This window comes from Halomonas gemina (assembly GCF_023554995.1).
GTDB classification, from domain to species: domain Bacteria; phylum Pseudomonadota; class Gammaproteobacteria; order Pseudomonadales; family Halomonadaceae; genus Halomonas; species Halomonas gemina.
This window is the reverse complement of the sequence record NZ_JAMJPK010000001.1, coordinates 670406-689917: the sequence shown is the minus strand read 5'-3', so window position 1 is coordinate 689917 and position 19512 is coordinate 670406. Positions and strand designations below refer to the sequence as shown.

At 65.7% G+C, this 19512-nt stretch carries 23 protein-coding genes; 16 read left to right on the top strand and 7 right to left on the bottom strand.

Annotated features, from left to right (window positions below; all coding sequences use genetic code 11):
* The first annotated feature begins 160 nt into the window (after nt 1-160).
* From M8009_RS03445 to M8009_RS03400, 10 genes are all read left to right on the top strand, one after another.
* On the top strand, nt 161-403 hold the full coding sequence (locus tag M8009_RS03445; protein ID WP_250059355.1) for a hypothetical protein: 243 nt from the start codon (nt 161-163) through the stop codon (nt 401-403).
* A gap of 186 nt (nt 404-589) precedes the next feature.
* On the top strand, nt 590-1504 hold the full coding sequence (locus tag M8009_RS03440) for an urease accessory protein UreD (RefSeq protein WP_250059354.1): 915 nt from the start codon (nt 590-592) through the stop codon (nt 1502-1504).
* A 37-nt stretch (nt 1505-1541) separates the two neighbouring features.
* A complete protein-coding gene (locus M8009_RS03435) occupies nt 1542-1844 on the top strand; it encodes an urease subunit gamma (RefSeq protein ID WP_250059353.1) in 303 nt (100 codons plus the stop codon).
* Between the two features lie 86 nt (nt 1845-1930).
* A complete protein-coding gene (locus tag M8009_RS03430; RefSeq protein WP_250059352.1) occupies nt 1931-2263 on the top strand; it encodes an urease subunit beta in 333 nt (110 codons plus the stop codon).
* A complete protein-coding gene (ureC, locus tag M8009_RS03425) occupies nt 2260-3963 on the top strand; it encodes an urease subunit alpha (RefSeq protein ID WP_250059351.1) in 1704 nt (567 codons plus the stop codon). Before M8009_RS03430 ends, ureC begins: the two co-directional genes overlap by 4 nt.
* Before the next feature lie 247 nt (nt 3964-4210).
* A complete protein-coding gene (ureE, locus tag M8009_RS03420; RefSeq protein WP_250059350.1) occupies nt 4211-4720 on the top strand; it encodes an urease accessory protein UreE in 510 nt (169 codons plus the stop codon).
* Nucleotides 4710-5423 carry an urease accessory protein UreF gene (locus M8009_RS03415; RefSeq protein WP_250059483.1) on the top strand — a complete coding sequence of 238 codons (714 nt, stop codon included), beginning with the start codon at nt 4710-4712 and terminating at the stop codon, nt 5421-5423. Before ureE ends, M8009_RS03415 begins: the two co-directional genes overlap by 11 nt.
* A gap of 202 nt (nt 5424-5625) precedes the next feature.
* The gene (gene ureG, locus M8009_RS03410; protein WP_250059349.1) at nt 5626-6288 is read left to right on the top strand and encodes an urease accessory protein UreG; all 663 of its coding nucleotides are present in this window, start codon (nt 5626-5628) and stop codon (nt 6286-6288) included.
* A 37-nt stretch (nt 6289-6325) separates the two neighbouring features.
* Nucleotides 6326-6553, top strand: coding sequence for a hypothetical protein (locus M8009_RS03405; protein ID WP_250059348.1), 228 nt, complete (start codon nt 6326-6328; stop codon nt 6551-6553).
* Nucleotides 6554-6712: 159 nt separating this feature from the next.
* Nucleotides 6713-8143 carry a phospholipase D family protein gene (locus M8009_RS03400; protein WP_250059347.1) on the top strand — a complete coding sequence of 477 codons (1431 nt, stop codon included), beginning with the start codon at nt 6713-6715 and terminating at the stop codon, nt 8141-8143.
* Between the two features lie 63 nt (nt 8144-8206).
* On the opposite strand, the gene M8009_RS03395 is transcribed toward M8009_RS03400, so the two are convergent.
* From M8009_RS03395 to M8009_RS03375, 5 genes are read right to left on the bottom strand one after another with little or no spacing between them, the layout of a single operon-like run.
* Nucleotides 8207-8914: a polysaccharide deacetylase family protein gene (locus tag M8009_RS03395; RefSeq protein WP_250059346.1), complete on the bottom strand. Its 708-nt coding sequence runs from the start codon at nt 8912-8914 to the stop codon at nt 8207-8209.
* Nucleotides 8911-10044, bottom strand: a complete 1134-nt coding sequence (locus M8009_RS03390) for a glycosyltransferase (protein ID WP_250059345.1) — start codon at nt 10042-10044, stop codon at nt 8911-8913. The genes M8009_RS03395 and M8009_RS03390 overlap by 4 nt, the downstream gene beginning before the upstream one ends.
* Nucleotides 10041-11219 (bottom strand): sulfotransferase, encoded by a 1179-nt coding sequence (locus M8009_RS03385; protein ID WP_250059344.1) that lies wholly within the window; start codon nt 11217-11219, stop codon nt 10041-10043. The genes M8009_RS03390 and M8009_RS03385 overlap by 4 nt, the downstream gene beginning before the upstream one ends.
* Entirely contained in the window at nt 11216-11659 is a 444-nt protein-coding gene (locus M8009_RS03380; RefSeq protein ID WP_250059343.1) for a GtrA family protein, read from the bottom strand. The genes M8009_RS03385 and M8009_RS03380 overlap by 4 nt, the downstream gene beginning before the upstream one ends.
* 49 nt (nt 11660-11708) lie before the next feature.
* A complete protein-coding gene (locus M8009_RS03375; RefSeq protein WP_250059342.1) occupies nt 11709-12638 on the bottom strand; it encodes a YihY/virulence factor BrkB family protein in 930 nt (309 codons plus the stop codon).
* 115 nt (nt 12639-12753) lie between these two features.
* On the opposite strand from M8009_RS03375, the gene M8009_RS03370 reads away from it, so the two are divergent.
* From M8009_RS03370 to dcd, 6 genes are all read left to right on the top strand, one after another.
* Nucleotides 12754-13302, top strand: a complete 549-nt coding sequence (locus M8009_RS03370; protein ID WP_250059341.1) for a YqhA family protein — start codon at nt 12754-12756, stop codon at nt 13300-13302.
* Nucleotides 13303-13419: 117 nt separating this feature from the next.
* On the top strand, nt 13420-14094 hold the full coding sequence (locus M8009_RS03365; protein ID WP_250059340.1) for a spermidine synthase: 675 nt from the start codon (nt 13420-13422) through the stop codon (nt 14092-14094).
* 58 nt (nt 14095-14152) lie between these two features.
* The gene (gene arfB, locus M8009_RS03360; protein ID WP_250059339.1) at nt 14153-14566 is read left to right on the top strand and encodes an alternative ribosome rescue aminoacyl-tRNA hydrolase ArfB; all 414 of its coding nucleotides are present in this window, start codon (nt 14153-14155) and stop codon (nt 14564-14566) included.
* A gap of 137 nt (nt 14567-14703) precedes the next feature.
* Nucleotides 14704-15858, top strand: coding sequence for a coiled-coil domain-containing protein (locus M8009_RS03355; RefSeq protein WP_250059338.1), 1155 nt, complete (start codon nt 14704-14706; stop codon nt 15856-15858).
* Nucleotides 15859-16012: 154 nt separating this feature from the next.
* Nucleotides 16013-16813, top strand: coding sequence for an iron-sulfur cluster carrier protein ApbC (gene apbC / locus M8009_RS03350; protein WP_250059482.1), 801 nt, complete (start codon nt 16013-16015; stop codon nt 16811-16813).
* Nucleotides 16814-16908: 95 nt separating this feature from the next.
* Nucleotides 16909-17475, top strand: coding sequence for a dCTP deaminase (dcd, locus tag M8009_RS03345; RefSeq protein ID WP_250059337.1), 567 nt, complete (start codon nt 16909-16911; stop codon nt 17473-17475).
* Between the two features lie 157 nt (nt 17476-17632).
* Here dcd and purN read toward each other — a convergent pair whose 3' ends face one another.
* Complete coding sequence (purN, locus tag M8009_RS03340; RefSeq protein ID WP_250059336.1) at nt 17633-18364, bottom strand: phosphoribosylglycinamide formyltransferase; 732 nt, start codon at nt 18362-18364, stop codon at nt 17633-17635.
* Nucleotides 18361-19434, bottom strand: a complete 1074-nt coding sequence (purM, locus tag M8009_RS03335) for a phosphoribosylformylglycinamidine cyclo-ligase (protein ID WP_250059335.1) — start codon at nt 19432-19434, stop codon at nt 18361-18363. The genes purN and purM overlap by 4 nt, the downstream gene beginning before the upstream one ends.
* Between the last annotated feature and the right edge of the window lie 78 nt (nt 19435-19512).

Below are 19512 nucleotides of genomic sequence, written 5' to 3'. Positions count from 1 at the left end.
TCCGATCTCCAGGATCAGTACCCACTCCATTGCGACGGCGCCGACGGCTCGACGTCCATGTCGCTTCAGGGGATGCCCGTGTCGCCGGGGTTGGGGGTGGCACAGCCGTCGAGGGTCAGGTCGCGGCTCATGCTCGACGTCGGGAGGGGAAGGTCAGGAAGTGATCGAGCGTCTGCCCCAGCACTCGCAGATACTGATTCGACTTGCCACACACACCCGGCTCAATCGCCATGATCTGTTCCTGTACCTGTCCAAGCATAGCAGTGGCGCCACCATCGCACCTGGCGGTGTTGGCTCTATCGGCAGGGTTGCGGCGAGGGTAGGTACCGGTGTGCTAACCGTGTTTGGCGCACCAGTGTGGGACGATCGTCAAATCCTGTTCTCGCCGATGGTGCATGGTTGAGCAGCGTTTGCACCAAATGATAGCGAGAAGAGGCTGGACATGGCCTTTCATGGTTTTTTTTTGCGATACAAGCTATTGAATATAAAAAATTTTATTTATTTCTCACCATTCTGGTACGGGCCTTGCTGTGAGTAGGCAGTTGCCATATGACATCCATTGCGTACCCCGACCAGAAGGCAGTTGCCGATGACGGCTTTTTTGCCCGCCATGCCCGTTTCCCCGTCTCGCCTCGAGGACTCCGGCCATCGTTTCGATGCGGATCGCCGCTGGGCTGCCTCTCTCGAGCTCGGCTTCGAGAGCCGCGAGGGGATGACTCGCATGACGCGATCCCGTCATCTTGGCCCGCTGCGCGTCCAGCGCCCCTTTCATCCCGAAGGGCGCGACGCGGGAGGCCGCCCCGGCGCCTGCCATGTCTACCTGTTGCATCCCCCCGGCGGGCTGGTCAGCGGCGATGCCCTATCGATCTCGACCCGTGTCGAATCTGGCGCCCATGCGCTGTTGACCACGCCCGCCGCCAACAAGCTCTACAAGGCCGATAGCCACCGGGTGGCCTGGCAACAGCAGACCCGCCTCGACGTCGCCGACGGCGGAATTCTCGAGTGGCTGCCCCAGGAGACCCTTGCCTTCGATGGTTCCCGGGGCGAGCAATGCACCACTATTGCGCTTTCGGGGTCGGCACGCTGCCTGGGCTGGGAGGTGATGGCCCTCGGCCGCCCGGCCAGCCAACTCCCCTATGTCAGTGGACGCATCGAGCAGCGCTTCCGCCTGACCCGGGATGGCCGGCCACTCTGGCTCGAACGTCAGCCGCTGGACCCTGGCCATCCGCGCTTCCTTGGCCGCTGGGGGCAGGGCGGGGCCAGCGTGCAGGCCACGCTCTGGGCGGTGGGGCTCGATGACGAGGGCGAGGCCGTCGAGGTCCTTCGCGAGGCGCTTGGTGCCTCGGCCCGCTGGGCGGTCACGGTGCGCCACGGGGTGTTGCTGCTGCGCTACCTCGGCCAGGAACGCAACGAGGCCTGGGCGCTGTGCCGGCTCGCCTGGGAAATCCTGCGGCCACGGCTGATCGGCCGGCCGGCTCATACCCCACGAATCTGGCTGACCTGACCCCAATAGCCGACCCCAATAGCCTGGAGACTCCGACATGGAACTGACCCCAAGAGACAAGGACAAGCTGCTGCTGTTCTCGGCGGCCCAGCTGGCCGAGCGCCGCCGCGCGCGTGGCCTGAAGCTCAATTATCCCGAGGCGGTGGCGCTGATCAGCTTCGAGATCCTCGAAGGCGCCCGGGACGGGCGCAGCGTCGCCGAGCTGATGGGCTTCGGCCGCGAGATCCTGACCCGCGATGACGTCATGGAGGGCGTGGCCGAGATGGTCGACGAGGTGCAGGTGGAGGCCACCTTTCCCGACGGCACTAAGCTCGTCACCGTCCATGAGCCCATCGTTTGATTGTGAGGCGTAAAGCGTGAGGAGTAAGGCGTAACCCCCTATCTCCTATCTCCTATCTCCTCACAGCGACTGACAAGGAGCCAACAATGATTCCCGGTGAATATCAGTTACAGGAGGGTGAGATCGCCCTCTGCGAGGGGCGCGAGCGGATTACCGTCAATGTCGCCAATACCGGTGACCGACCGATCCAGGTCGGCTCTCACTACCATTTCGCCGAGGCCAACCCCGCCCTGACCTTCGATCGTGACAAGGCCCGCGGCTATCGCCTCGACGTGGCCGCCGGTACCGCGATCCGCTTCGAACCCGGCCAGATGCGCGAGGTGACGCTGATCCCCTACGTTGGCCGCCGTCATATCTACGGCTTTCGCGGTGAGGTAATGGGCGCGCTCGATGCCGTGAAACAGGGAGGTCAGCCATGAAGATCTCGCGACAGGCCTATGCCGACATGTACGGACCCACGGTGGGCGACCGGGTGCGCCTCGGCGACACCGAGCTGTGGATCGAGGTTGAGCGCGACGCCACCCACTACGGCGACGAGGTGAAGTTCGGCGGTGGCAAGGTGATCCGTGACGGCATGGGGCAGAGCCAGCGCGCGGACACTTCGGTCATGGATACCGTGATCACCAATGCCCTGATCCTCGACTGGTGGGGCATCGTCAAGGCCGATGTGGGCATCCGGGGCGGACGCATCGCCGCCATCGGCAAGGCCGGCAATCCGGACACCCAGCCCGACGTGGAGATCGTCATCGGTCCCGGCACCGAGATCATCGCCGGTGAGGGCAAGATCCTGACCGCCGGCCAGATCGATGCTCACATCCACTTCGTCTGTCCGCAGCTGGTGGAAGAGGCGCTGATGAGCGGCATCACCACCATGCTGGGCGGTGGCACGGGGCCTGCCACGGGCACTAACGCCACTACCTGTACCCCCGGCGAATGGCACCTGGGCAAGATGCTCCAGGCGGTGGACGACATGCCGATGAACATCGGCTTTCTTGGCAAGGGCAACGCCAGCCTGCCCGAGGCGCTGGAGGCCCAGCTCGAGGCCGGGGCCATGGGACTCAAGCTCCACGAGGACTGGGGGACCACCCCGGCGGCCATCGACAACTGCCTCTCCGTGGCCGACCGCTACGACGTCCAGGTGGCGATCCATACCGATACCCTGAACGAGTCGGGGTTCGTCGAGGATACGCTGGCGGCCTTCAAGGAGCGCTGCATCCATACCTACCATACCGAGGGCGCCGGGGGCGGCCATGCCCCGGACATCATCACCGCCTGCTCGCGGGCAAACGTGTTGCCCTCTTCGACCAATCCGACGCGGCCTTATACCGTTAACACCATCGACGAACATCTCGACATGCTGATGGTGTGCCACCACCTCGACCCCAGGATTCCAGAGGATGTGGCCTTCGCCGACTCGCGCATCCGCCGCGAGACCATCGCCGCCGAGGATATCCTTCATGACCTGGGCGTGATCTCGATGATCGCCTCGGATTCCCAGGCCATGGGGCGGGTGGGGGAGTCGGTCTGCCGGACCTGGCAGACCGCCCACAAGATGAAGGTGCAGCGTGGCCTGCTGCCCGAGGATCAGGCGCTCGGCGCTGACAACTTCCGCGCCAAGCGCTACATCGCCAAGACCACCATTAACCAGGCCATCACCCATGGCATCGGTCATGAGGTGGGCTCGGTGGAAGTGGGCAAGCTGGCCGACCTGGTGCTCTGGAAACCCGCCTTCTTCGGGTCCAAGCCGGCCATGATCATCAAGGGCGGGATGATTGCCGCCGCGCCCATGGGGGATCCCAACGGCTCCATTCCCACCCCGCAGCCGGTGCATTACCGCCCCATGTTTGGCGCCTTCGGTCGGGCAGCGAGCCAGACCCGGCTGACCTTCGTCTGCCAGGCGGCGCTTGAGGCCGGCATCGGTGAGCGCCTGGGGCTGCGCAGTACCCTCAGCGCGTGCCGCAATGTCAGGCAGATTCGCAAGAGCGACATGAAGCTCAACGACGCCTGCCCGGCCCTCACCGTCGACCCGCAGACCTATGAAGTGCACTGCGACGGCGAACTGCTCACCTGCGAGCCGGCGACCGAGCTGCCGCTCGCCCAGCGCTATCACTTGTTCTGATGGCTAAGGCGAAGAGGATTTGTCTATATGAGAGCCAGCTTGTCGGCGCGAAACCTCGCGTGGCCGCTGGTGACCCGGACGAAGCGATGCGGGCGATCTTCAGGGATGAAGATCGAGGAAAGCCGGAACAGGGATGTGCCGTCTTTCCGACCGCAGGAGTCCGTCCGGGGCGCCAGGGTTTCGGCCGCGTGGCGTTGAGCAACGGCAAGGCTGGCTCGTCTCGAGATACTAAAGGAGCGGTTTTCCAATGTTGAAACTGACCGAGCGCCTGGGGCCTATCGCGGCGAGCCAGGCGGATGACACCCTGACGCTGCCCTATGAGCGGCGCGTGCTGGGTCGCCTCAAGGCAACGAGTGACTCGGGCCGAGCACTGGGACTGTTCCTCGACCGCGGCCCGGTGCTGCGTGACGGCGAGGGACTGCGCGCCGAGAGCGGCGAGGTCGTGCAGTTGAGGGCGGCCGTTGAGCCTGTAGTCACCGCCCGCATCGCGGCCGGGCTGCCCCTGGCGCGGCTCGCCTACCACCTGGGCAACCGGCATGTGCAGCTGGCGCTGGGCGAGGACGAGCAGGGCGGCTATGTACGCTTCCCGCCGGACCATGTGCTCGAGGAGCTGGCCGAACGCCTGGGGGCGCGCCTGGAGCACCATGACGCCCCCTTCGACCCGGAGCCCGGTGCCTATACCCAGCTCGGCCACGGCCATTCACATGAGCACCACCATGACGCTGGCCATCACCATGAACATTCCCATGCCCACTGAGCCGGCAGGCGTGGAGCAGGGCGACGATCTGGCGCTGCTGGGGCTCTTGCAATTGGTCAGCCCGGCCCTGCCCATCGGTGCCTTCGCCTTCTCCCAGGGGCTGGAGAGCGCCTTCGAGCTGGGCTGGGTAACCGACGAGGCCACACTTGGCGACTGGCTCGATGGCGTGCTGGAGGATGGCCTGACACGTTGCGAGCTGCCGGCGCTGGCGCGCCTCCACGCCGCTTGGGCCGCGGGCGATGGCGAGGCATTGGCCGAGTGGAACGCCTGGCTTGCCGCCAACCGCGAGACCGCCGAGCTGGCCGCCGAGGACAGCCGGCTGGGCGCCTCGCTGGCGCGCCTCCTGGAGAGCCTGGGGCTCTTGCCCGACAGCCCTTCCAGAGAGTCGCCGCCGCTGCCTGCCGGCGCGGGCTATGTGACGGTCTTCGCCTGGACAGCCCATGCCCGCGGTGTGACCCGGCGCCAGGCGCTGCTGGGGTTTGCCTGGGCCTGGCTGGAGAACCAGCTGGCCGTCGCCTGCAAGGCACTGCCGCTCGGCCATACCGCGGCCCAGCGCCTGGTGGAGCGGCTGCGCCCGGCACTGGTGGCCGCCGTGGACGAGGCGTTGACGATCGAGGACGACGCGCTCGGCCCGGCGCTGCCCGGGCTGGCGCTCGCGAGCGCCCTGCATGAAACCCAGTATTCGAGGCTGTTTAGAAGCTAGCGTCGAGAGCTCGGCGTAGCCCTTGGGGTCTGACCCCCAGGTTGTTGAGTGCTCTGTCATATCAAAGGGTTGGTGTAACAAGCAGCAGCGGGGTCAGACCCCAAGGGCGCGTCACCGTGCTCGAATATGGTGACAGAAGCTTTGAATTCACCGGCTGTTCGCTCTAATTCGAAGCAACACTTTTCCCAGAGGAGACATGATAATGACACATTGCCTACGCGTTGGCGTCGGCGGCCCGGTGGGCTCCGGCAAGACGGCCCTGCTCAAGCAGCTCTGCCTGGCGCTGCGTGACCACTACGATATCGCCGTGGTGACCAACGACATCTATACCCGAGAGGATGCCGATTTCCTGCTCAAGCACGAAGCGCTGGCCGCGGATCGCATCCTGGGCGTGGAGACGGGCGGCTGTCCGCACACGGCCATCCGTGAGGATGCCTCCATGAACCTCGCCGCCATCGATGACCTCCAGGCGCGCCATCCGGGCCTGGAACTGGTGCTGGTGGAATCCGGCGGGGACAACCTCTCGGCCACCTTCAGCCCGGAGCTCTCCGACCTGACCCTCTATGTGATCGACGTCTCCGCCGGTGACAAGATCCCGCGCAAGGGCGGCCCCGGCATCACCAAGTCGGATCTCTTGATCATCAACAAGATCGATATCGCCGAGCAGGTCCACGCCTCGCTGGAGGTGATGGACCGTGATTCTCGCAAGATGCGCGGCGAGCGTCCCTTCGTGTTCACCAACCTCTACGACGGCGTCGGGCTCGAGGAGATCATCCGCTTCATCCTCGACCGGGGCATGTTGCCGGAGCGCCGGCCGTCGGATCGCCGCCCGCCCGAGAGCCGGACCGAGCCTGCTACCGCCTGACCTCATCCATCCTTCGCCTGATCCGGGAGACCCCTCCATGAATACTCGACTTGCTTCCATCACTCGTGCCGGACTCTCGGCAGCCGCCATGCTGCCGACCACCGCGGTACTGGCCCACTCGGGACATGGTGCCCCCTCGGTGCATGCCCACACCGGCAGCCCGTCGATGCTGGCCGTGCTCGGGATCGTCGCCCTGGGCGTGGCCTCCCTGGCGGGGCTGGCACGCCTGATCCTGCGCCACCGCCGGGCGCGCCGCCAACGCTGAGCGGCCCTGAGTCGGTGCTGCGTGCGCCCGGCCCTGGTCGGGTGCACTGCTTTTTGCCTCCCCTGTCGCTATGCTGGCCGTTGACGTCACCGAGGCGTTGGCATGAACGAAGAGGTTGGCATGGACGGCAGGCAGACACCGGGGCAGGGGAGGCGGCGAATGTGGCCATGGTTGGTGATGGCGTTGCTGGTGGCCTGGGTCGCCATGGGCGCCTGGCAGCGCTACAAGCCGTTGCCCGAGGGCGTCTCCCGGGCCTTCCCGGAGCGCGCTGCTACCAACGTGCGCTTTCTCGCCGACGAGACCTGGTATGGCCCCACGGGCGAGCGTCATACCCGGCGGCAGATCTTCGACGAGGTGCTGGCGCTGATCGGCCAGGCCCGGCGCCTGGTGGTGCTGGACATGTTCCTGTTTAACGACTTCGCCGGGGCCGCCGACGGCCAGGCGTTCCGGCCGCTGTCGGCGGAGGTCACCGATGCGCTGACCGAGCAGAAGCGCCGTCACCCCGACATGGAGGTGGTGGTGATCACCGACCCGCTCAATACCCTCTACGGGGGACTGGAGCTCGAGCATTTCCAGGCCCTGCGCGATGCCGGTGTCCGGGTGGTGATCACCGACCTCAATCGGTTGCGGGCCTCCAACCCGCTGTGGTCGGGAGGCTGGCACCTGGGGCCGCGCTGGTTGGGCAACGGTAGCGACGGGGGCTGGCTGCCCAATGCCCTGGGGCCCGGGCGGGTGCCGCTGCGCAGCTACCTGGCCCTGCTCAACTTCAATGCCAACCATCGCAAGACCCTGGTGGTGGACCATGGCGAAGGCTGGGCGGGACTGGTCACCTCCGCCAATCCCCATGACGCCAGCAGCCTGCACGGTAATGTGGCGCTGCGTTTCGAGGGAGCGGCGGCACTGGACCTGCTGGCCTCCGAGCGGCCGGTGGCGGGCTGGTCTGGCGTGAGCCTGGCCGGGCCGGTGCCGCCCGACGACGAGAACCAGGCGACCGAGCAGGCCAGGCTGCAGGTGCTCACCGAGGGCACGATCCGCGATGCCCTGCTGGCGGCCATCGAGGCCAGCGGCGAGGGTGACCGCCTGGACATCGCCGTCTTCTATCTGGCCCACCGCGAGGTGATCGCCGCGCTGGTGGCCGCCAAGGCCCGCGGGGTGGCGCTACGCGTGCTGCTCGACCCCAACCGCGATGCCTTCGGGCTGGAGAAGGGCGGCATCCCCAACCGGCCCGTGGCTCGCGAACTGCATGCCGCCGGTATCCCGGTGCGCTGGTGTGCCAGCCAAGGCGAGCAGTGCCACAGCAAGCTGCTGCTGCGCCGGCCCGCCGCGGTCGGCGCCGAGGCCGAGATGATCCTCGGCTCTGCCAACTTCACCCGGCGCAACCTCGACGACCTGAACCTGGAGACCAGCGTGCGCCTGGCGGGGCCCGTTGAGACCTCGGCCCTGCGCGATGCCGCGGCCTTCTTCGAGCGTCGTTGGCAGAGTACGCCGCAGCGGCTCACCAGCGAGCCCTTCGAGGCCTTCGATGACGCCACGGCCTGGCAGGGGCTGCGCTATCGGGTCATGGAGGCAACGGGGTTGTCGACTTTCTGAGGGTGGGTGGGCGTCATCTCTGTCGCGCTGCCTGATGATATCTCCACCCGAGCAGGCGAGGCATCATGCGGATTCTTGCCAGGCCCCGTCGTCCATACGCCGGGACTTCCAGCCATGCTTGATGAACGCCGCCAGATCATCCGCCAGTTTCAGCTCTCCGTCATGCGGATGGATGCCGACGCGCAGTGGCCGATTTCGGCGGCGAGCCTGCCAGACTTGAAAGCGGTTCCAGCGGCGCAGGAAGGCGGCCCGGTATCGGGTATCGGCCTCGAATCCCACCAGTGGTAGTGAGTAAAGCCGTCCAGACGCGATGTCAATGATGCCGCGTGTGACCTCGATTCGTCGGAAAGGCAGTGAAGACCAGCGGTCCCTGGGCAAGGGACCCAGGGCCCATGCAGGTGGCACATAGGTAGTCGGAGTCGGGAGCCCCTGCCGAATGAACCAGGCTGCGCTGTCCCGCATGAGGGCTTCGATGGCATCGGCATCGAGGGCCAGATGTTCCGCCGCGTCTCGTGAGAGAAAGACGGCATGCAGTCGGTGCCATATTCCCCGAATGGCTGCGGCCCGGTGATGCCAGCCATGGGCGGCTAACTCGATCCCGTCGTCGGACCACTCGGTCAGCCGACGAATGTCGTCGGCTGACCAGTTCCTGCCCGGCACCACCAGCAGCGTGATGGCGCAATGGCCGTTGTCCTTCAGTCGGCGGATAAGACGACCGACATGGTCAAGGGTCTCGGGCATGACGTCGTGAATGCTGATCAATGCTGTCATCCTCGGCCTTCTCGCGCGTGACGGCACAGCACGGCCAGCCATTGCGCCACGGTCTCTCGATTGAGCGTTTCGGCAGCCTGGCGTGCCAGGCCTGCCTTTTCCTTCCAGGTCTCGGCGGGCCAGACGGCAAGCTCGTCCAGGGCATCGGCGACCGAGGCGCCAGTGCCGAGCGGGATCAGGGCGTCGGCGAGCTGTGGCCAGTGGTGGATGCCGGCATTCTCGGAGACCAGCGCCGGTCGTCCCCGAGACAGCGCTTCCAGTGCGATGGAACCGAAGGTTTCCATGTGAGAGGGCAGCACCAGCAGGCTGGATTCATCTATCAGTGTCCGCAATGCATCCCGGTTCAGCCAGCCGCGATAGTCGAGATTGTCCAGCTCCTCGGTCGCCTGCAGTACCATCTTGCGCAACGGTCCATCGCCGCCGATCACGAAACGGCATTGAGGGTGGCTTCGGGCCGCATCAATGAAGGCGTCGATATTCTTTTCCTTGGCCAGCCGTCCGGCGAAGCAGACCTGCTCCAGGGTTCCCGATGGCGGCGTCGTCGGCGGTTCGAGAAATTCGCAGGCCAGGGGCGTCCCCATGATGTCCACCTGCGGGGCGCCCAGGGCCCTTACCGGTTCGGTGAGAGCCCCGTTGTTGGCCAGCACGGTAGTGCTACGACGACAGATGAAACGGTTGACCCCTTGCAACGACCCGTTGATGACGCGTTTTTTCACGGGCCCCCAGTAAAGGTCTGCCAGGCCCTCGAAATTCGTATGATAGGCGGAAATGAAGCCACAGCCGTGCTGGCGCCCCATCCATAGACCCAATAGGCCGAAGGGGCCAGGCGTGACACTCACGATGATATTGGGCCGCAATCTGGACAGCTGGCGGCGAATACGGAACAGGTTCGGGACCACCAATTGTTGCGTCGGATCCCCGGGCAGCGGTAGGGAAAGAATGCTGAATCGTCCCCTTGGCCGTGGCTGAATCACCTCTACGGCGGCTACGTGCGAATGCAGATGTGCAAGGAGATCGTGGTAATAGGCGCCGGTGCCGTTGCGCACGGGAAACGAGTCGGAAAAGATGGCAACGCGCAGCTGTCCGGCAGTCAGGCTGGCAGTATCTAGATGATACGAGGTGTCGTTCACGTCGCTATCCGTGTCCGGTGGGGAAGGTCCGCCAAGCGATGATAGGGGGGGTACAGTCGTTGCTCCAGTTCCCCTGACGGCAGTGCGAGCCGGTCGACCGAATGCTGGTGGCGGCTGGGCTGGCGCCTGGGCAACATCGCCAGATGGACCATCAGTGCCTGGCTGACTGGAATATCCAGCCGGACGAGAGTGGCGGGAATGACGGTAGCCGGGTCGGCACCGAGATCTGCCATGTCCACCACGGCTATCCTGTTGGTCGGACTGTTCGGGACGGTCGCTGCCATGTGCTCTAGCGTCTCGGCGAATTGATGGGCAAACAGTCGCTGGAGCGCTTCGCTGTTCACCGCTGTGCCGAAAAGGGCGCGGGCGCTGTCGATCGAGCTGATCTGCGAGCTCAGGGCGGCAAGCGGCTCACGTATGCACAGAATGAATCGCGCGTCCGGACAGATGGCTTGCAGGCCGGTGATCCAGCTGCCGAACGCAGCGTTCTTGGACAGCAGAAACCGGCGCCCGCCGTCGCTATACAGATGCCGCTGCAGGCAGCTTCGATAGAAGCGAAGCAGGCGTTGACGGCGGTTACAAGGCATCTGCCGGTCCAGGTGGCCAAGTCGTTGCAGTCCGATAGCGCCGGGGAAGGCAAGCAGCAGGATGAAGCAGCCGGCCGCCGGCAAGAGGGCCAGGTAGTCTTCCTCCGCTGCCTCCAGCCCCACCTCGTGAATCTCGGTAAGCCTACCGGCCAGTCGCCGGGTCAGGACGCCGAGAATGCGTCTGCCGGGGCCACCCAGCAGGCCGTCAATCCGGGCGAGACCTTGAATGATCCGGCGCTGAACGATGGAGGGGGCGAGCAGTGCCTCCCAGGTGGTCAGGGTTGTGTAGCGCTCCCCGTCCACAGCGAGAGTGCGATGCAGAAACGTGGTTCCACTTCTGGGGATGCCGGTGATAAACAGAGGGCGTTTGATGGCAATCTTTCGATAGCTTGGAAAGAGCAGTTCGTCCAGCAGAAGGCAGGTTGCGTGAACGAGCTGAACCAACAGAAATATCGGCATGCCCAACAGCAGCACGATGAATCGCCGGAGGGTCATGGGGGCGCGGGGGTCTCGCCAGGCGATCAGCGACCGCAGCCACCAGGCCACGTAGAGGCCAACGCCCTCGATCAATGTCAGCAAGAGGGTCATGGTTGTCGAAAGACCAGCTTGTGGGAAACGACATAATTGAAGCTCATGCCTGCCATGCCGCCGAGCCAGACGCCCAGCAAGGGGAGCAAGAAGGTCGCGCCGGGTTTGAGGCCCAGCTGATGACCGAGAGTGACAGTCACGGCGAAGATCCCGTAGTTGATCAGTCCGCCCACCGTGAAAACGGAATAGAAGCGAACGAGATCGGCCAGGAGTTTGCGAAAGCGCTGGTGACGATGAAAGGTAAAATGACGGTTCAGGAAGTAGCCGGCGGTCATGGCAAGGAAGTAGGAAAAGATACGGGACAGGAACACATTGACCTGATAGCCCTCGTGCAGTCCGTACAGCACACTGATGTCGATGGCGGAAATGCTGCAAGCAACGATGGCGAAACGCAGAAAGGTCGCGTTGTTGCTGCTTGAGTGTATAAGGCGTTTGATCATGAGATCGGCAGGTTGGCACCTTGTGGAGCAAGGGACAGACTCTACCCCACTAGTCGACGTGGGTCACCGCCTGGCGGCGCGGGTCGATATGCCAGGCCAGGCCGAGGCGGGCATTGCGCTCCAGCTCGGCAATCACCTGGGCGCCGAGCAGCAGGATGATGGCGCCCACCTCCAGGCTCAGCAGCACGACGACCAGGGTTGCCAGGGAGCCATACACCGCGTTCACCAGCGAGATATTGGCAAAGTAGAAGACCAGCAGCAGGCGCACTCCCTCCCACAGCAGGGCGGCGACGAAGCCCCCCACCAGGGCGCGACGCAGGGCGATCGTCACCACCGGCAGGACCTTGTAGATGGCGCTGAACAACAGGAAGACGCCGAGGAAGCTGGTCAGGTTGAGCATCGGCTCGGAGAGGCCAGCCAGCGGCAGTTCGCGCTCGAACAGGGCCAGCCACAGGGCATTCATCGAGCTGACCAGGCTGACCAGCAGGGTCAGCGCCAGCAGCCCCGCCCCCAGCACCAGCATGAAGCCGTAGGGCAGCAGTACCGAGACCCAGGCACTGCGCCCAGGATGGTGGGCGTCCGAGGCAGGGAAGATGATCGCCAGGGCATCCTCTAGCATGCGGAAGGCGAAGGAGCTGAACAGCAGCAGTACGGGAAAGCCCAGGATGCCTATCACGTCCCGGGAGTCGAGCAGGGTGCGTACCGCATCGAGCAGCACCTCGGCGTGGGCAGGGGCCAGGTGGCGGGCCTGGATGGTCAGCACCTCCAGCAGGTGCTGCTGGTCGACCACCCCGGCCAGCAGCACCACCATCAGGGCGAAAAGTGGCACGATGGAGAGCAGGATGTTGTAGCCTACGCCACCCGCCAGCAGGATGCCGCGGTTGCGCAGGAAGGCGCACAGCACGCGCCACAGGAAGTGCAGAATGCGTGGCAGCAGGGTGAAGATCAGTCGTCGGTAGCGAAGCGGCGGTGATGTCATTGGGGCTGCCGTGCGAGAGTGCCTCCGCCATCATAGGCGTATCCGGCCTCGCCCCGTCAAACCCCGTTCCCGGCGTTGCCCCAGTCGATGGTCCTGAACACACGAGGAGAGAACCATGGATCCGGATTCCCGGCCCCAGCGCAAGACGAAACGCAGCGAGCTCGAGCGACGCTTCGAGGCCTTCCTCTGGAGTTCCCGCCTGATGGTTCTCATGGCCGTGGTGCCGGCGTTGCTGGGGGCGCTGGTGCTGTTCATCATCGCCAGCCTGGATATCCTCTCGGTGCTGGTCGATACCTGGCGCCACTACACCGGCGGGGGCGCCGACATCCACAAGAGCGTGGTCACCGATATCATCGTCGCCGTGGACATCTACCTGATCGCCCTGGTGCTGATGATCTTCGGGCTCGGGGTCTACAAGCTCTTCGTCTCGCGCATCGAGCCCGCCGAGGGACGCGATCCCCAGCACCCCTTCAATGTCAGCTCCCTCGACCAGCTCAAGGACAAGATCGCCCGGGTGGTGATCCTGGCCGTGATCATCGAGTTCTTCCGGGCAGTGGTGGGCATCAGCTTCGACACGCCGCGGGATGCCATCTACCTGGCGCTGTCGGTGCTGGCCCTGGCGCTGGCCCTCTACCTGATGGCGCTGGCACACAAGCAGGAGTGACCCGGCCCGGTGCTCCGTGGCACGTCATGGCAGCCGCGAGATCCGTCGGATGGCATGTCGCCACCGACCAACGCATAATGCGAGCCCCTGGATACCCTGACCCTACAACGAGACACCATGGCAAAATTCGAAGTGATCGGTACGGCGAGCATCCCCGGGCAGGGTGGCGAGCTGCGGCTGCTGCAGCGTAATGACGAGTTCTCGATCCGTATCGCCGGCAAGACCGGAGAGTTGATGAACACCCGCCTGCACGGCTCCGAGGACGCCCTGGCGGAGCTGGCCTGCCAGCGGGTTGCCGACCGTCCCGGTGCCCGGGTGCTGGTCGGTGGCCTGGGTATGGGCTTCACCCTGGCCGCAGCGCTGAACGCCTTGGGTGAGGATGCCGAGGTTGTCGTCGCCGAGCTGGTCCCGGGGGTGGTCGACTGGAACCGAGGGCCGCTGGGCGACGCCGCCGGTCGGCCCCTCGACGACCCCCGCACCCGCGTCAGTCTGGGGGACGTCGGTGAACTGCTGCGCCGCGAGCCGGGCAGCTTCGACGCCATCATGCTCGACGTGGACAACGGCCCCGAGGGGCTGACGCGCCGGGAGAACGACTGGCTCTACTCGCCTAGAGGGCTTGCCGCGGCCCAGCAGGCGCTGCGTCCGGACGGCGTGCTGGCGGTCTGGTCGGCGGGCCAGGACCCGGCCTTCACCGAGCGGCTGCGTCGTGTCGGGCTGCTGGTCGAGGAGGTCACGGTGCGAGCCCATCGCCCCGGCAAGGGGGCCAAGCATCGCATCTGGCTGGCATACTGAGGTCCCTCGGTCTTCACCATTCGCCACTCACTCATCCTTCACCCTGAAAGGCCAACGCATGCTGGAGCTCTCTCGCCAGGTAAACATTCCAGACCACGAGATCGAGATGCAGGCCGTGCGCGCCCAGGGGGCCGGCGGGCAGAACGTCAACAAGGTTGCCAGCGCCATCCACCTGCGCTTCGATATCCAGGCGTCGAGCCTGCCCGAGGGCTTCAAGGAGAAGCTGCTGGCGCTGGGCGACCAACGCATCACCCGCGACGGGGTGGTGATCATCAAGGCGCAGAGCCACCGCACCCAGGAGCGCAACCGCGCCGAGGCCCTGGCGCGGCTCAAGGCGTTGATCAAGAGCGTCATGTATGCCCCCAAGAAGCGCATCGCCACCCGCCCCAGCAAGGGCGCCAAGCAGCGCCGCCTGGACAGCAAGAAGAAGCGCGGCCGACACAAGGCACTGCGCGGTAAGGTCGATACCTGACGTTGACAGGGACTTCGATGGTCGAGTGGCGAGGTGTCACTGGACGTGTATGCTGGAAGTCGTGACCACGAAGACTGGCCATCCATGGCCGGTGACATCCAACCACGCAGGGGGATCTGTCGATGGCGGATACGTCGATGAGTGAGCTGTTCAAGGACAACCGCGTCAGGGGCCTGGCGGCCGTGGCGGTGGTTGCCATCATCTGGGCGCTGTTTGCGCAGTCCAGCGTCAGTTCCAGCAATGAGGCCCGAGAGTCGCTGCAGACGCGACTCGAGAGCGTCCAGGCCGAGAACGAGTCCCTGTCGGGTCGCGTCGAGGAGCTCCAGAGTGCCGCCGGCAACGTCGATGCCCTGGAGGAGCGTCGCAGCGAGCTCGAGGAGCAGAAGCAGGCCGCAGAGTCGGAGCTGGCGAGCACCGAGGAGCAGGTCGCAGTCGCCCGCACCGAGCTGGAGGAGACCCAGGCCTCGGTGGAAGCGGTACAGGCCGATCTGGAAGCCCGCCAGGGCGAGCTTGCGGAAGCCGACGAGGCCCTCGCGACCACCCAGGAGGAGCGTCAGCAGGCGGCCCAGGCCCGTGACGAGGCCCAGGCCTCGCGTCAGGAGGCCGAGGAGGCCCGCCAAGCCGCGGAAGCGGCTCGCCAGGAGGCTGAGGAGGCCCGCCAGCAGGCCGAGCAGGAGCGCAGCGAGGCGGTCGCCGCGCGCGACGAGGCCCGCACCGAGCTCGAGGGCCTGCAGCAGGAGGTCGCCTCGGCCGAGGAGAACCTCGCCGGCATCAACGACGAGATCGCGGCCAGGCAGGAGGAGCGTGATGCTCTCCAGCAGGAGCTCAGCGAGCTCGAGGCCAGCCGCAGCGAGGCGAACGAGGCGCTGGAGGCGACCCGCAGTGAGCTGGAAGAGGCCAGGTCACAGGTCGACCAGGCGCGCGAGACGTTCAAGGACCTCGAGGTCGCCATCAAGGTCGGTCGTGAAGAGGTCGCCGAGATCGAGTCTCAGGTCGAGTCCCGCCAGTCCCAGCTCGAGCGCCTGGAAGGCCAGCTCGAGACATGGCGCAATGAGTTGTCCCGTCTGGAAGACAGCGTGCAAGCCGGGGAGGGCAACGACGCCGCTCAGCAGCAGGCCGATGACCAGCAGGCGGGCAACGGCGGCGCTGACCAGCAGGAGGGCAATGGCGGCGCTGACCAGCAGGAGGGCAATGGCGGCGCTGACCAGCATCAGGCCGATGCCCAGCAGGAGGGCAACGGCGGTGCCGCTCAGCAACAGGCCGATGTCCTGGAAGACGACAACAACAATTGAGCCGTCCATGAGACGGTCGTAACCCACTCGACGGCGAGCCAAAGGCTCGCCGTCGTGCGTTGGCAGGCATTGCATGGCAGGGCGACCCGCCGGGTATACTGACCCTTCAAGCCGCTTGCGTGGCAACCCCAACTGCATTAAGGAGCGTGTCGTGATCGAAGGGGTCAAGCATATCGTCGCCGTGGCATCCGGCAAGGGCGGGGTGGGCAAGTCCACCGTGACCGTCAACCTGGCACTGGCCATGGCCGCCGAAGGCTATCGGGTGGGCATCCTGGATGCCGACATCTATGGCCCCAGCCAGGCCCAGATGCTCGGGGTGGGCGAGGGCGTGCGTCCCCAGTCCGCCGGCGAGAACCGCTTCAAGCCGCTCGAGGCCCATGGCATCCAGGCCATGTCCATGGCCTTTCTGGTCGACATCCGTGAGCCCATGGTCTGGCGCGGGCCCATGGTCGCCGGCGCCTTCCAGCAGATGCTCACCCAGACCGTCTGGGACGATCTGGACTACCTGTTCATCGACATGCCGCCGGGTACCGGCGACATCCAGCTGACCCTGGCCCAGAAGGTGCCGGTGGATGGCGCGGTGATCGTCACCACGCCCCAGGACATTGCCCTGCTGGACGCGCGCAAGGGCATCGAGATGTTCCGCAAGGTCAACGTGCCGGTGCTCGGGGTCGTGGAGAACATGAGCCTGCACATCTGCTCCAACTGCGGCCACAGCGAGCCGATCTTCGGCGAGGGCGGCGGCGAGCGCATCGCCCAGGAGTACGAGACCCAGGTGCTGGGCCGCCTGCCCCTGACCCTGTCGATCCGCGAGCAGGTGGATGGCGGGCGGCCCACCGTGGTGGCCGAACCGAAGGGCGAAGTAACCGCCACCTTCCGCGATATGGCGCGCCAGGTCGCCGAGCAGATCCGCGGGCAGGGCGCCGAGGGGCCGGAGATCTCCTTCAGCGAGTGAGAGGGCGCCTGCCGTGACCTTCCCCGTCGGGGCCGCTATGATGTGGCCCCGGTTTTCTTTCGCCGGTTTCCCCAGCTACAGTTCAGGACGTTTCAATGAGCATCAAATGCGACAAGTGGATTCGCCGCATGGCCGAGCGGGAGGGCATGATCGAGCCCTTTGAGCCCGATCAGGTGCGCTACAACAACGATCGGCGGGTGATCTCGTACGGAACGTCCAGTTACGGCTACGATGTGCGCTGCTCAGACGAGTTCAAGGTGTTCACCAACATCCACTCCGCGGTGGTGGACCCCAAGGGGTTCGACGACAAGAGCTTCGTCGATATCAAGGGAGAGGTCTGCGTGATTCCTCCCAACTCCTTCGCCCTGGCCCGCACCGTGGAGTACTTCCGCATCCCCCGCAGCGTGCTGACCATCTGCCTGGGCAAGTCCACCTATGCCCGCTGTGGCATCATCGTCAACGTCACCCCGCTGGAACCCGAGTGGGAAGGGCATGTGACCCTGGAGTTTTCCAATACCACCAACCTGCCGGCCAAGATCTACGCCAACGAGGGCGTGGCGCAGATGCTGTTCCTGGAGTCCGACGAGGTGTGCGAGACCTCCTACAAGGACCGCGGCGGCAAGTACATGGGGCAGCGCGGCGTGACGCTGCCCAGGACGTAATAGCGCCGAGCTACAAGCAAGCCCCGAAGGCCGAGACCTTCGGGGCTTGCTTTTGCACGAGTTCTTCGGACACTCCTGGCAGCTTGGCAGCTTGGCAGCTTGGCAGCTTGGCAGCTTGGCAGCTTGGCAGCTTGGCAGCTTGGCTGCTTGGCAGCTGTCAGTCCTCGTCCAGCTCCTCGGCGGCATCGGCATGGGAGAGCCGCATGCCGGTAGGCGGCAGGGCGACGCCGTCCATGGTGGCGCTGTCGCCCTTGAGCTGCAGGCGCCCCTCCAGGAACCAGCGCACGGCGATCGGATAGATCAGATGCTCGCGGGCCTGGACCCTGGCCTGGAGACTCTCTTCCGTGTCGTCCTCGGCGACGGCCACCTCGGCCTGCAGGGCGACCGGGCCACCATCCAGCTCCTCGGTGACGAAGTGCACGCTGCAGCCGTGTGCGGCAACGCCATCGGCCAGGGCACGGGCGTGGGTGTGCAGGCCCTGGTAATCGGGCAGCAGCGAGGGGTGGATGTTGAGCATCCGCCCCAGGAAGCGATTGACGAAGCGCGGCGTGAGGATGCGCATGAAGCCGGCCAGCACGATCAGGTCGGGCTCGTGGCGCTCGATGACCTTGATCAGGGCGCCGTCATAGGCGTCGCGGCTGTCGTACTCGCGGTGGGGCAGGGCGACGGCATCGATGCCGGCCTCCCGGGCACGCTTCAGGCCATAGGCATCCGGCTGGTTGGCGATCACCGCGACGATCTCGCCCCCCAGGGCGTCATGGCGCTGGGCATCGATCAGCGCCTGGAGGTTGCTGCCGCTGCCGGAGATCAGCACCACCACCCGTCGCGCCTCGCTGGGTTCGGGAGTGAAGGCGTTCAGTGTGTCGCTCTGGTAGTCGGTCCCGCTCATGCCTTGAGGTTCTCCAGCTGGACCTGCTCCTCGGCGTCGCCCCGCGCGATGACCTTACCGATGCGATGGACCGTCTCGCCCTGGGCCTGCAGATGGGCACGGGCCTGGTCGGCCTTCTCCGCCGGGACCACGATCACCATGCCGATGCCGCAGTTGAGCACCCGGTGCATCTCCCGCTCCTCGACGTTGCCCTGCTGCTGGAGCCAGTCGAAAACGGCCGGTCGCGTCCAGCTGGACGCATCGATGCGTGCCGCCAGGGTCTCGGGCAGCACGCGGGGGATGTTCTCGGTGAGGCCGCCGCCGGTGATGTGCGATAGGGCATGCACCGGGATGTCGGTCTCCTTGAGCAGCGACAGCAGCGGCTTGACGTAGATGCGCGTGGGCGCGAGCAGGGCCTCGCCCAGCGGACGGCCGTCGATGGCAATATCCAGTGAGGCGTCGCTGACCTCGAGGATCTTGCGGATCAGCGAGTAGCCGTTGGAGTGGGGGCCGGAGGAGGCCAGGCCGAGCAGCACGTCACCCTCGCCGACCTTCTTGCCGTCGAGGATCTCGGACTTTTCCACCACGCCGACACAGAAGCCGGCGAGGTCGTAGTCGCTGCCCTCGTACATGCCGGGCATCTCGGCGGTCTCGCCGCCCACCAGGGCGCAGCCGGCCTGCTCGCAGCCCTCGCCGATACCGGTCACCACGTCGGCGGCGATATCCACGTCCAGCTTGCCCGTGGCATAGTAGTCGAGGAAGAACAGCGGCTCGGCGCCGGCCACCACCAGGTCGTTGACGCACATGGCCACCAGGTCGATGCCGATGGTGTCATGGCGGCCGAGGTCCATGGCCAGGCGCAGCTTGGTGCCGACGCCGTCGGTGCCGGAGACCAGCACCGGCTCCCGGTAGCCGGTTGGCAGCTCGCACAGGGCGCCGAAACCGCCCAGGCCGCCCATCACCTCGGGGCGGGTGGTGCGTTTGGCGACGCCCTTGATGCGGTCGACCAGGGCATTGCCGGCATCGATGTCGACACCGGCGTCCTTGTAGCTGAGCGATGTCCCGGTCGGGCGCTGGGTGGAATCGGTCATGTCGCTTCCTGTATGAGAATGGCGGTCGCGATGCCTGTCGCAGGGCGACGCGCAACGGTAGATCGGGGAACGAATTGT